Origin of the sequence: Methylobacterium sp. J-072, assembly GCF_022829425.1 — a bacterium.
Classification (GTDB): Bacteria; Pseudomonadota; Alphaproteobacteria; order Rhizobiales; family Beijerinckiaceae; genus Methylobacterium.
The window spans coordinates 60,241-71,428 of the sequence record NZ_JAKSYK010000083.1 but is presented as its reverse complement, the minus strand read 5'-3'; the positions used below and the strand labels follow the sequence as shown (position 1 = coordinate 71,428).

12 protein-coding genes are annotated in these 11,188 nt (G+C 71.6%); 5 read left to right on the top strand and 7 right to left on the bottom strand.

Features of this window, described 5'->3' with window-relative positions:
* The first annotated feature begins 3 nt into the window (after positions 1–3).
* On the top strand, positions 4–1,068 hold the full coding sequence (gene ada / locus MKK67_RS08555) for a bifunctional DNA-binding transcriptional regulator/O6-methylguanine-DNA methyltransferase Ada (RefSeq protein WP_243963563.1): 1,065 nt from the start codon (positions 4–6) through the stop codon (positions 1,066–1,068).
* An 8-nt stretch (positions 1,069–1,076) separates the two neighbouring features.
* On the opposite strand, the gene MKK67_RS08550 is transcribed toward ada, so the two are convergent.
* Both MKK67_RS08550 and MKK67_RS08545 read right to left on the bottom strand, forming a co-directional pair.
* Positions 1,077–2,405 carry a DUF5666 domain-containing protein gene (locus MKK67_RS08550; protein WP_243963417.1) on the bottom strand — a complete coding sequence of 443 codons (1,329 nt, stop codon included), beginning with the start codon at positions 2,403–2,405 and terminating at the stop codon, positions 1,077–1,079.
* An 11-nt stretch (positions 2,406–2,416) separates the two neighbouring features.
* Positions 2,417–3,262, bottom strand: a complete 846-nt coding sequence (locus MKK67_RS08545) for a DUF6502 family protein (protein WP_243963415.1) — start codon at positions 3,260–3,262, stop codon at positions 2,417–2,419.
* Between the two features lie 152 nt (positions 3,263–3,414).
* Here MKK67_RS08545 and MKK67_RS08540 point away from each other — a divergent pair, with 152 nt between their 5' ends.
* The 3 genes from MKK67_RS08540 to MKK67_RS08535 all read left to right on the top strand — a co-directional run bounded on the left by MKK67_RS08540 (position 3,415) and on the right by MKK67_RS08535 (position 4,561).
* On the top strand, positions 3,415–3,735 hold the full coding sequence (locus MKK67_RS08540) for a hypothetical protein (RefSeq protein WP_243963413.1): 321 nt from the start codon (positions 3,415–3,417) through the stop codon (positions 3,733–3,735).
* Positions 3,732–3,866 (top strand): hypothetical protein, encoded by a 135-nt coding sequence (locus tag MKK67_RS32565; protein WP_279594895.1) that lies wholly within the window; start codon positions 3,732–3,734, stop codon positions 3,864–3,866. The genes MKK67_RS08540 and MKK67_RS32565 overlap by 4 nt, the downstream gene beginning before the upstream one ends.
* A gap of 302 nt (positions 3,867–4,168) precedes the next feature.
* Positions 4,169–4,561 (top strand): hypothetical protein, encoded by a 393-nt coding sequence (locus MKK67_RS08535; RefSeq protein WP_243963411.1) that lies wholly within the window; start codon positions 4,169–4,171, stop codon positions 4,559–4,561.
* Positions 4,562–4,576: 15 nt separating this feature from the next.
* Here MKK67_RS08535 and grpE read toward each other — a convergent pair whose 3' ends face one another.
* The 3 genes from grpE to MKK67_RS08520 all read right to left on the bottom strand — a co-directional run bounded on the left by grpE (position 4,577) and on the right by MKK67_RS08520 (position 9,655).
* On the bottom strand, positions 4,577–5,191 hold the full coding sequence (grpE, locus tag MKK67_RS08530; RefSeq protein WP_243963408.1) for a nucleotide exchange factor GrpE: 615 nt from the start codon (positions 5,189–5,191) through the stop codon (positions 4,577–4,579).
* Between the two features lie 102 nt (positions 5,192–5,293).
* Positions 5,294–8,086, bottom strand: a complete 2,793-nt coding sequence (locus MKK67_RS08525; RefSeq protein ID WP_243963406.1) for a [protein-PII] uridylyltransferase — start codon at positions 8,084–8,086, stop codon at positions 5,294–5,296.
* A 141-nt stretch (positions 8,087–8,227) separates the two neighbouring features.
* Positions 8,228–9,655: a TAXI family TRAP transporter solute-binding subunit gene (locus tag MKK67_RS08520; protein WP_243963561.1), complete on the bottom strand. Its 1,428-nt coding sequence runs from the start codon at positions 9,653–9,655 to the stop codon at positions 8,228–8,230.
* A gap of 155 nt (positions 9,656–9,810) precedes the next feature.
* Between MKK67_RS08520 and MKK67_RS08515 the strand changes: the two genes are divergently transcribed.
* Positions 9,811–10,407 (top strand): RecX family transcriptional regulator, encoded by a 597-nt coding sequence (locus tag MKK67_RS08515; RefSeq protein ID WP_243963404.1) that lies wholly within the window; start codon positions 9,811–9,813, stop codon positions 10,405–10,407.
* 4 nt (positions 10,408–10,411) lie between these two features.
* Here the strand turns inward: MKK67_RS08515 and MKK67_RS08510 are convergent, their stop codons facing one another.
* Positions 10,412–10,831: a BrnA antitoxin family protein gene (locus MKK67_RS08510; protein ID WP_243963403.1), complete on the bottom strand. Its 420-nt coding sequence runs from the start codon at positions 10,829–10,831 to the stop codon at positions 10,412–10,414.
* Positions 10,806–11,141, bottom strand: coding sequence for a BrnT family toxin (locus MKK67_RS08505; protein WP_313899005.1), 336 nt, complete (start codon positions 11,139–11,141; stop codon positions 10,806–10,808). Before MKK67_RS08505 ends, MKK67_RS08510 begins: the two co-directional genes overlap by 26 nt.
* Positions 11,142–11,188 lie beyond the last annotated feature (47 nt).

Genomic DNA, 11,188 nt, shown 5'->3' with positions numbered 1-11,188 from the left:
GCCATGATCGCCGTCTCGACCGCAGAGTCTGAAAACACCGAGCGCTGGGCGGCGCTCGCCGCCCGCGACGCGCGGGCGGATGGCCGCTTCGTCTACGCGGTCCGCACCACCGGCGTGTATTGCCGCCCGAGCTGCCCCTCCCGGGCGGCCCGACCCGAGAACGTCACCTTCCACGCGACCTGCGCGGAGGCCGAGGAGGCGGGCTTCCGGCCGTGCCGGCGCTGCCGGCCGAACGAGCCCGGTTTGGCCGAGCGCCGGGCCGAGGCGGTCGCCCGGGCCTGCCGGCTGATCGAGTCCGCCGAGACGATGCCGCCGCTCGCGGACCTCGCCCGGGCCGCGGGCCTCAGCGCCTACCACTTCCACCGGGTGTTCAAGGCCGCCACCGGTGTCACCCCGAAGGCCTACGCCGCCGCCCGCCGGGCCGAGGCCGTCGCCGCCGGTCTGGCCAAGGCGGCCACCGTGACCGAGGCGCTCTATGACGCCGGCTACTCCACCGCGAGCCAATTCTACGCCGAGGCCACCGGGCGCCTCGGCATGGCGCCGGCCGCCTACCGCAAGGGCGGCACCGGCATCCGCATGAGGTTCGGCGTCGGCGCCTGCACGCTCGGCGCGATCCTGGTGGCCGCCACCGAGGCGGGTCTCTGCGCGATCCTGCTCGGCGACGAGCCCGAGCCCCTGGTCCGCGACCTGCAGGACCGGTTCCCGGGGGCGGAGATCGAGGGCGGCGATCCGGATTTCGAGGCCTGGATGGCGCGGGTCATCGGCCTCGTCGAGGCGCCGGGCACCGGCCTCGACCTGCCCCTCGACATCCGCGGCACCGCGTTCCAGCAGCGCGTCTGGGCGGCCTTACGGGCGATCCCGGTGGGCTCGACCGCCACCTACGCCGATATCGCCCGCGCCATCGGGGCGCCCACTGCCATGCGGGCGGTCGCACAGGCCTGCGGGGCCAACCACTTGGCGGTGGCGATCCCGTGCCACCGGGTGGTCCGCTCGGACGGTTCCCTGTCGGGCTACCGCTGGGGCGTCGCCCGCAAGCGGGATCTGCTCGCGCGGGAGGCGGAGGGCTGATCGCCCTCCTAGCGCCGACCGCCGCTGGGTGGCCCCCCGAAACCGCCTGGGCCTCCGGGGCCGCCGCCAGGCCCACCGAAGCCTCCCGGCCCACCCAGGCCCCCGGGACCGCCCGCCGGTGCTCCCGGGAACGTGCCGGGGCCGCCCGGTGCGCCTCCGAAGGGACCGCCGCGCGGCGCCCCGAACCCGCCGTGACCGTCCGCGCCCGGGATGCCGCCCGCGCCGGGGCGGGTGTCAATCGTCGGGCCGTGGGGGCCGCCGAGGCCGCCGAACGGGCTCTGGCGGTTGCCGGGGTCGGCGCCGAGGCGGCCGGGCATGTCCGGCAGGTCGGGCAGCTTCTGCAGGTCGAGGCGATCACGCTCCCGCTCGAACCGGGGCGCGTCTGGCCGGGGCGGCTCCGGGGCGATCCGGTCCTCGACCCGGAGCCGCTCCAGGGTGAGCACGCCGTTAGGCGCGATGTCGGCGGTGAGCACGCCACGCACGCTGCCCTGGCGCGGCACACGCAGCCCCGCATAGCCCGACACGGCAAGCCCCGAGCCGAGATCGAGGCCGGTGCCGGCACGACCGATATAGGCCTCGATCGACACCCGCTTGAGGCCCGGCGGGAACGGCAGCCCGACCTGTGCGGCGTTGGTCACGCTGAGGATTCCGAGCTCGGTCACGCCGGTCACCAGGGCGCGCTGGCCCGGGGGCAGGGCGTCGGCGCCCTTCAGGCGCAGGCCGCCGATGGCGAGGCCGCCGCCCGCGTCGCGGCGCACCGGCCCGGCGACGCGGTCGGGCCCGGAGGCCCGCGGCTCGATCAGGCTCGCCACGATCACGCCGTCGGGGCGGCGCAGGCCGCTCACCGCCACCCGGCTGCCCGCCTGCCAGTCACCCGGGAGGCTCGCGGTATCGACCCGCTGGCCGAGCACGATCATCCGCCCCGGGGCGGTGGATTCGATCTTCCCGACCACTTCGCTGGTCACGTCGATGCGGCGTGTGCCGAGGCCGCCCCGTTCCGGACGGGCGACCACGTGCACGACCTGCCCGATCTTCAGGTCCGCCGCCTTGGCGGGTTCCCCGTCGATCTGCACCGCGACCTCCGGCGGATAGGCGATGCGCAGGTCGTTGACGAAAATCGAGCCGAACCGGCGGATCGTGCCGATCACCCCGGTGCCGCCGATTCCGCGGTCGCCCTCACCGAGGGGGCCGTCCTTCGGCTCCTCGATCATCTTCATGCCGGTGCCGCCGATGCCCTGATCGGGGGGACTCTCCTGGGGCCGGGCAATGCTCGGCAGCAGGGTGGCGGCGCCTGCGAGCAGGCGCAGGACGAACCGGCGGTTCGGAGAGGCTCGCACCGGCCGGCCTCTCAACGCCCGTCCGCGGGCCGGGCCGGCGGTGCGGCCTCGGCGTAGACGTAGAGGCCGAAATTCCAGCGGTATTCGCCGCCGGGATCGGTCTGGCAGGCGGCATGGGCCTCCCGGTTGGCCTGATGCAGGGCCTCCATGGCGATCTCGCGCGCCCGCGCTTCCAGCTTGACCGCGAGTTCCTTGGACAGCCCGTCGTAATGCACGGCCCGCTCCAGGAAGCGCGGCGTGTCGCCGACGATGTTGGCCACGCTCGCCGCGATATGGTCGTGGAGGTTGCGCCCGAAATAGTAGAGCTGCGGCTCGGCTGAACCGTCCCCGCGCGGCACGTAGGCGGCTTCCGCCAGCACGATCCGATCCTGCGCGTCCAGGAAGGCGAGCCCGCGGTCGAGCCACTCGTCGAGTACCGCCCGGGGGCGCAGGTCGCGGGTCACCCCGGAGACCAGGGCCTCGAAGGACGGCGCGCCCGCATCGGCCGTGCGCGGCAGCGGCAGCGGCTGGCCCTGCGGATCCGTGAAGGCCGGGTCGGCGATCCAGCGGGCGATGATCCGGCTCGTGCGCGAGACCACAGCCGGCACGACGCTCACCGGCGCCCCGGCCCCGCGCAGGCGGCGGACCTCCTTGCGGTGGATGCCCGTGAGCAGGGAGACGCGGCTGTCGGTCTGCTCCTTCCCGGGCAGGGCGAAGTCGTACTCGGCCACGTTCACGTAGAGCTCGCGCAGCAGGTCGGTGAGCGCCGGAAAGGTGATGCCGCGGGCCACGAGCAGGCGGACCAACGGCCGCAGCAGCCGCGCGAGCGGCGCGTGCAGGCCTGCGCCCTCCGGTTTGGTGTCGGTGCTCTCGGACATGGTGGCATCGTTAGCGAATGTGTCGTGGGAGACAATCCCACGGCGTGCGCATGCACACGCCGGAGCAGCGATTTCCGATTGACGTGGGAATTTTGCACACGTAACTCGGATGCGTGGTCAAATTTCCCACACTGATGACGGAGCCCGGGACGATGCGAGCCGACATGCGCAGACTGGTGGTCGAAGCCCTGCCGCCCCTCACGCTCCCCACAACTGCGCCCTGCCGGTCCTGGCAGACCAACCCCATGCCGCGGCTGACGCGCATCCTGTGCGTGCTCGCCGCCCTCGCACTGCCCGCCCTCGGCATCACCGTCGCGGACACGGTCCACCGTGCCGGTGAAACGAAGGCGTCGCAGGCCGCCGCCCCGGCCGTCCCCTCAGACGGGGCGGCGGCAGCCTCCGGTCCCGTCACACTCGCACGCGCGGACAGGACCGCCGCGCTGACTCTGATCGCAGCGGAGGCGCGGTCGTGAGCGCGATGGTCCCGGCGGTGGGTGATGATACCCGGCAGACACCCACCTGCGGCGGCGCGCCGATCCTCGATCTCGCGCTCTGCCTGATCCTGTCCGTGACGGTCGTCGGCCTGCTGCTCCTGGCCCTCTGACCCACGGCACGGTCGCAGGTTGGTCGGAGCGGCAGAGGACAACCACCGTCCCGTCGTATTACCGTGCCGGCAAACAGAATTCGCGGCTTGGGCTGGTCCGGATCGGTGAAGAGTGCCGACTCTGTGCAATATTCGTAACCGCCGATCTTGACGATATCGTCGCGTTCGGTCGCTATGCAGGGCGTTCGGCTTCGCGAATCCGTCTGCCGGTCGGGATCTCCGCGGCGCGCCGGTGATGTGGCCGCCGAATGCCGCGTCGGTAGCGCCGCGGCGTCAGGAGGATCCCCGACGCAGGATCGGCCGTGAACGCTTCCAGGCTCACCCCCATCGCGGCGGCTCTGCTCGCCCTCGGACTCGCCGTCTCCACCGCGACGGCGCAGGAGATCGTGCCGCCCGGGCCATCCGGGCAGGGCGCCCTCCTGATCTACGGCAATTTCTGCGGGCCCGGGAGCCGCGGCCCGGGCTATCCGCCGATCGACGCCCTGGATCGGGCCTGCGCGCACCACGATGCTTGCTGGCCCGATCCCGCCTCGGGTCGGCTGCCGGCTTGCGCCTGCAACCGACGCCTCCAGGTCGAGGCGGGCGTGGTCGCCCGAGACCCGCGCGCGCCGGCCGAGACGCGGCAGACGGCGCGGTTCATCTCCGACTTCGCCACGACGCTGCCCTGCGAGGAAGCCTCCGCGCAGATGCGCTGATCCGCGTCGATCGGCTCAGGCTGCGTCGGCCGGGCTCGCCGCCGCCTTGGGGCCGCCCTTGGCGACGCCGACCAGGGCCGGGCGCAGCACGCGCTCGCCGATCACGTAGCCGGTCTGCACGACCTGCACGACGGTGCCGGCCGGGACATCGGGGTTCGGCACCTCGAACATGGCCTGGTGCCGGTTCGGGTCGAACTTCTGGCCCTGCGGCTCAACCGGCTTCACCCCGTGGCGCTCAAGGGTCTTGGCCAGGTCGCGCTCGGTCAGCTCGATCCCGTCGATCAGCCCCTTGAAGGCGCCGTCCGCGGCGGCCTTCGCGTCGGCGGGGACGCTGTCGAGGGCGCGGTGGATGTTGTCGGCCACGTTGAGCACGTCGCGGGCGAAGTTGGTGACCGCGTAGGCGCGGGCATCCGCGATCTCCCGCTCGGTCCGGCGGCGCAGGTTCTCCATCTCGGCCAGCGTGCGCAGCATCCGGTCCTTCAGCTCGTCGCGCTCGGCGGTCAGCAGGGCCAGGGCCTCGGCGACCGGATCGACGGACGGCGTCTCGGCGGCCTTGCCGCCGGACGCGGTCTCCTGGGCCGCGCTGGAACCGGCCTCGACCGTGGTCTGGCGCTGGTCATCCTGGGACATGTCGTTGCTCGTCATCGCGTTTCAGTCGTCAGTAGGGATAAGTGGGGCAATCGGATTCGGCGCTGATATCTGACCCGGGGCGGCCGAAATCAACCCGTACGCTCACGCCTCGCGCGGCGGCGGCGCGGCGACCAGGGCCTCCAGCCCCTCGGCCCGGAGGGCGGCGACGTCGCCCGCGAACACGTCCAGCATCGCCTTGCGGATCGCCGCCTGCCGGTCGGGCTGCGTCACCCGGGTGCCGGTGAGGTCGGTGACGTAGAAGACGTCCACCGCGCGCTCGCCGAAGGTGGCGACATGCGCCGAGGTGATGTTGAGCGACAGCCGGCCGAACGCCGTGGTCAGCTCGTAGAGCAGGCCCGGCCGGTCGAGGCCGGTCACCTCCACCACGGTCTCGCGGGAGGACAGGGCGTTGTCGATCCCGACATCCGGCGGCACCAGGAAAGTCTTGGCCCGGGCGCTGGTCGGCGGGTGCTTGTCGGCCACGAGGTCGGCGATGCGGATCTCGCCCTTCAGGGAGCGCTCGATCGCGGCGGTGATGCGCTTGCTCCGGCGCAACTCGTCCTCGTCGCGCTCGAACGCCCGGGAGATGAAGATCGTGTCGAGGGCGAAGCCGTCGGTCGTGGTGAAGATCTGCGCGTCGACGATGTTGCTGCCGGCCGCCGCGCAGGCCCCCGTGATGATCGCGAGCAGGCGGGGGTGGTCGGGCGAGTAGATCGTGATCTCGGTCACCCCGCGCACCGGATCGAGGGCCACGTCGGTGGCGCTGGTGCGGCCCTCGCTGAGCACGTCGCGCAGGAAGACCGCGTTCTTGAGCTGGCGGGTGCCGTCGACCTTCAGCCAATACGCCTGGCCGTGGCGCCCCGCGTAGGCGTCGAACTCGTCCGATCCCCAGCCGGGCAGCTGCTCGCGCAGGCTCATCTGGACGAGGCGTACCCGGTCGGTGCGGGCGATCTCCGAATGGCCGCCCGAGAGGAACACCTCGGTCTCGTCGTAGAGGGTGCGGACCAGGGTGCCCTTCCAGGCGGTCCAGACCCCGGGGCCGACCGCGGTGATGTCGGCGACCGTCAGGATGGTCAGGAGCTTCAGCCGCTCCAGGCTCTGCACCACCGAGGCGAAGCGCTCGATCGTCTTGGCGTCAGACAGGTCGCGGCTCTGCGCGGTCATCGACATCAGCAGGTGATGCTCGACCAGCCAAGTCACGGTCTCGGTCTCGGCCTCGGTGAGGCCGAAGCGCGGGCAGAGCCTTTCGGCGATCGCAGCCCCGGCGATCGAGTGGTCCTCGGGCCGGCCCTTGGCGATGTCGTGCAGCAGGATCGCCACGTAGAGCGCCGTGCGGTTGTGGACCGTGTGGATCAGGCGCGAGACCAGCGGATAGGCCTCGTCGACGCGGCCCGACTCGATCGCCGCCAGCACCCCGACGGTGCGCAGCAGGTGCTCGTCCACCGTGAAATGGTGGTACATGTTGAACTGCATCATCGCGACGATGCGGCCGAAATCCGGGATGAAGCGGCCGAGCACGCCGGCCTCGTTCATCTCGCGCAGGGCCTCCTCGGGGGCGTTGCGCGAGGTCAGGATCTCGAGGAACAGCCGGTTGGCCTCGGTGTCCGACCGCAGGGTCGGGGTGATCAGGCGTCGCGACCGGTTCGCCAGCCGCTTGGCGTCCGGGTGGATCGCCAGGTTGTGCCGGTCGGCCAGCCAGAACAGGCGGATCAGGTTGACCGGATCGCGCTCGAACGCGTCCTCGGCGCGCAGGTTCACCCGGCCGTGGTCGATCCAAAAGTCCTCGGCCTCGATGGCGGTGGCGCGGAACCGGTCGCGGAACCGGCCGATCCAGCGGTCGAGCACCGGCGTGCGCTTGGCGTGGCGCGCCTCCAGCTCGGCGCAGACGATGGCGGTGAGGTCGCCGACATCCTTGGCGACGCGGAAATACGCCTTCATGAAGCGCTCGACCCCGGACAGGCCGCCGCGCGCCTCGTAGCCGAAGCGCTCGGCGATCCGCGGCTGCAGGCCGAAGGACAGCCGCTCCTCCGACCGCTTGGTGACGAAGTGCATGTGGCAGCGGACCCGCCACAGGAACTCGTCGCAGCGCTCGAACAGCGCGTATTCCTCCTGCGTGAACAGGCCTGCGCCGACGAGCTCCATCTGGTCGCGCACCCGGTAGGTGTATTTGGCGATCCAGAACAGCGTGTTCAGGTCGCGCAGGCCGCCCTTGCCGTCCTTGACGTTGGGCTCCACGAGGTAGCGCGAGGAGCCGGCCTTCGAGACCCGGGCGTCGCGCTCGCGCAGCTTGGCGTCCACGAATTCGGCGGCCGAGCCGACCACCAGCTCGGCATCGAAGCGCGTCACCAGCTCCTCGAACAGGATCCGCGTGCCGAACAGGTAGCGCGCCTCCAGCAGCGCGGTGCGGATCGTCATGTCGGCCTTGGCCTCGCGGAGGCATTCCTCCACGGAGCGGGTGGCGTGGCCGACCTTCAGCTTCAGGTCCCACAAGACGTAGAGCATCCCCTCGACGACGCTCTCCGACCACGCGGTCTGCTTGTAGGGCAGCAGGAACAGCAGATCGATGTCGGAGCCGGGCGCCATCGTGCCCCGGCCGTAGCCGCCGGTGGCGACCACGGCGAGCTGCTCGCCGGTCGACGGGTTGTCGTTGGGGTAGAGCTGGCGCACCACGGCGTCGTGGATCGTCCGCACCACGGCGTCGGTCAGCTCCGACAGGGCCTGTGCGCAACGGAGGCCATTGCGGTCCTCGAGCAGTTGCGCCTCCGCGGCGCGGTGGCCCTCCTCGATGACCCGGCGCAGCTCGGGCACGAGCGCGGCGCGGAGCTTGGTCGGCTCGCGGGCTTCGCGGTCGAGGTTTTCAAGAACCGTTTCGAGGGCGGCGACGGGATCGAACATGCCTCCCGTTAGCATGATATGCCTACGCCGCCAGCCGTGCGGTGATGCGCCGCGCACAGCGGTTCCTCTGGCCCCGATGCCCGCTCGTAGCCCGGAGGGCACCTGGGCCGCGGTCCGATGCTTCGGCGCGGACGGGCGCCATCACTCCGCGGCCGGCAGGTTGAGGGCCAGGAGCCGGCCGGTGCGCGATCGGGTGGTCACGCCGGGGGTAGAACCCTCGGCCCGCCGTCTGGCATCGGCGATGGCGGCGTGGACGCCGTCCACCGCCAGGATCAGGGCGCTCACCGTCCGGGCGTCGATGCTGCGCTCCCGGGCATAGCAGACGACATCGGCCACGAGCCCGTCGGTCTCGATCGCGATTTCGTCGAGCTCGGCCGTGCTGGTGGCGGCCCGCACCTCGCGCATGATGTCGAGCAGGCGGTCGAGCACGATGTCGATGCGCTCCCGGCGCTTGCGGGCCAGCCGCTGGCCGATCCAGGCGATGCCGGAGCCGATCGTGCCGCCGAAGAAGGCGAGCAGGTAGATGTAGTCCTCGTAGCGATCGAGGAAGGTCTGCTGCTCGCGCTCGAAATAGTCGACGGCGCCGGGATGGTTCGGCAGGCGCGCCGAGGTCGCCGCGACCGTGGTGTCGAAATCCGGCGCCTTCATCAGCTTGGCGGCCGGGGCCGCCGCGGCGAGCCGCGAGCGCCACTCGAACAGGTGCTGCGTGGCCGAGGCGATCGCGACCCGGCTGACCGAGCCCCGCGCCATCAGGCGATACGACGCCCCGACGGTGCGGACATCCTCGTCCGGGCGCTTCGGGCGCCCGCCGAAGGTCCCGGCCGGGATCGTCACCGCCTGCAATTCGGGGAAACGCTGCAGGATCGCGTCCCCGTCCGGGATCGACACGAAGCCGATCTTGCGGTCGGGGGAGCCCAGCTCGATGGCGCGCACCACCGCGCCGGCCGTCTTCGAGGCGGGGCTCGCGATCACCGCCACCGCGTCGACGCGCTTTTCGGCCAGCGCCGCCGTGACGTCGCCGATCTTCAGGGGCACCACCTGCACGTGACCGGCCGCGATCTCCGTCTCACCGGCCGCGTGGCTTCCCTCCGGCTGATCCTCGGCCGGGCTGTCCGGCAAAAGATCGTAGAAGGAGAGCAGGTTCGTCAGGAACGGCAGGTCGGCGCCGTGGCGCACGACGATGCCGAGGCGCTTGCGCGCGAGCGCCGGAACGTCCTCGATCTCGGCCCCCTCGGGCGCCGCGATCACCAGGGCCTCGTCGTGCAGGATCGCCAGGGTCAGGCCGTTCTCGGGCAGGAACACGTCGGGCCGCACCACCGCGAGGTCGGCGCGGTTGCGCTGGAGCGCCAGGGCGCTGTCGCGCACGTCGCTGAAGCGGACGACCCGGAGCCGGACATCCTCGCGGCTCCTGTCGAGGGCGTTGGCATAGGCCTCGATCAGCGCGGCCTCGGCCCCGTCCTGGGGGCCGACCGCCACCGTCAGCGTGGTCGGACGAGACAGATAGACGATGCCGGCCGCGACCGCGGCCAGCCCGAGGGCGACCAGAACGAGGAGCCACTCGCGGCGCATCAGGATCGTCGCCGCGACGCGCAGGCGTCGCCGCCACGGGCCGTGGGTGAGATCGGGCGAAGGACTATGCTCCGGACCATGGCCGAGCCTGTCGCGTTGCGCGCGTTCCATCCCCACGTCATGGAACGCAAACCTGTCGAGATCGTGAAGAACCGGTGAAACCACCAAACGTTGCAGAATCCGGGCCAGGAACGCGCAATGCGGAGCGTCGGCCGCCCGGCCCGGTCAGCGCGGCCTGGCTGCAGCGCGTCGCGCTCTACTACCTGGAGCGCTACAGCGCCTCGACCGAGATGCTGCGCCGGACCCTGAGCCGGCGCGTCGACAAGCGCGCCCGTCTGCGCGGCGAGGATCCGTCCGCCTTCGCCGAGATGATCGCCGCCACCGTGGCGCGGGCGGTCTCGGCCGGCCTGGTGGACGATGTCCGCTTCGCCGATACCCGGCTCGCCACGCTGCGCCGGCGCGGCACGTCGAGCCGGGGCGCAGCGGCGAAGCTCGCCGCCAAGGGCGTGCCCCGCGACGTGGTCGAGGCCACGATGCGGGCCGAGCGCGAGGCGATCCCCGAGGCGGAGGCCGCCGATATCGAGTTGCAGGCGGCCCGCGCCTACGCCAAGCGGCGGCGCCTCGGCACGCATCGCCGGCCCGACACGCGGGCGCTCCACCGCGACCGTGACCTCGGCGCCCTGGCCCGGGCCGGCTTTTCCTATGACCTCGCCCGCCGGGTGGTCGATGCCGACCCGGACGAGGTGGAGTGATCGATCAGGCCCGAGCCTTCGGCCGCTTCGGTGACTCCGAATTTTTCGGTATCTGACCGTCAAGCCCCGCAGGACTCCGAACGTGCCCACCGCCGCGATCCGATCCGGGCGGAGTCGCGGCGTGCCGGGTGATCCCGTCCGCCAGAACCTCCTGCATCCGGACCTGCCAGCCGGCGCCGGTCGCCCGATAGGCGTTCAGCAAAGTCGGGTCGATGCGCAGCGTGAGGCTTACCTTCGCGTCGGCCTGCGCCGGCCGCCCACGCCCACGCTTCGGCAGGAGGTTGAACACCTCCGGCACCTCGCGCGCAGGACGGAGCGTGGCTATCTCCTCTGCGGTCAGCTTCGGGTTGTCGGACACCTCATCCCAGTCGGCCTGCGAGTAGCCGGGGCCGGGTTGCTCAGGCTTCGGCGCGGTGTCGTGCATAGGCTTCCCTTTCATCGGGGTCGGCGAAGCGGAGGCTGACGAGCGACAGCCTCTCCGTGCCGAGAAGCGAGACGACCACGGCGACAACACGATCACCATTCCAATCGCCGATCAGCAGATATCGGGTCCGGCCGGTACGACTCGCTCGGGTCGGCTGCATGAGTGCCGTCTCGCCGTCGAAGCAGGTATCGAAGTCAACGAAGTCCAAGCCGTGCTTAGCCAAGTTTGCCAGACGCTTCGACTCGTCCCACGTCGTCGACATCGAATTACCGTAGGTGCGGATATTGCGGGATGCAAGACGCTCAGGCAAGTGTCTTGTGCGAGGCTGTTGCAACGCTGCTGCCCGAGCCGGGGTGC

What these genes read in the sequence shown, in the direction of transcription:
- MKK67_RS08520 (WP_243963561.1), bottom strand. Translation starts at nt 9,655, where the DNA reads ATGCGCCGCGAGTGGCTCCTCGTTCTGGTCGCCCTCGGGCTGGCCGCG.
- MKK67_RS08545 (WP_243963415.1), bottom strand. Translation starts at nt 3,262, where the DNA reads ATGTCCGAGAGCACCGACACCAAACCGGAGGGCGCAGGCCTGCACGCG.
- MKK67_RS08525 (WP_243963406.1), bottom strand. Translation starts at nt 8,086, where the DNA reads ATGTTCGATCCCGTCGCCGCCCTCGAAACGGTTCTTGAAAACCTCGAC.
- ada (WP_243963563.1), top strand. Translation starts at nt 4, where the DNA reads ATGATCGCCGTCTCGACCGCAGAGTCTGAAAACACCGAGCGCTGGGCG.
- MKK67_RS08540 (WP_243963413.1), top strand. Translation starts at nt 3,415, where the DNA reads ATGCGAGCCGACATGCGCAGACTGGTGGTCGAAGCCCTGCCGCCCCTC.
- MKK67_RS08510 (WP_243963403.1), bottom strand. Translation starts at nt 10,831, where the DNA reads ATGCACGACACCGCGCCGAAGCCTGAGCAACCCGGCCCCGGCTACTCG.
- grpE (WP_243963408.1), bottom strand. Translation starts at nt 5,191, where the DNA reads ATGTCCCAGGATGACCAGCGCCAGACCACGGTCGAGGCCGGTTCCAGC.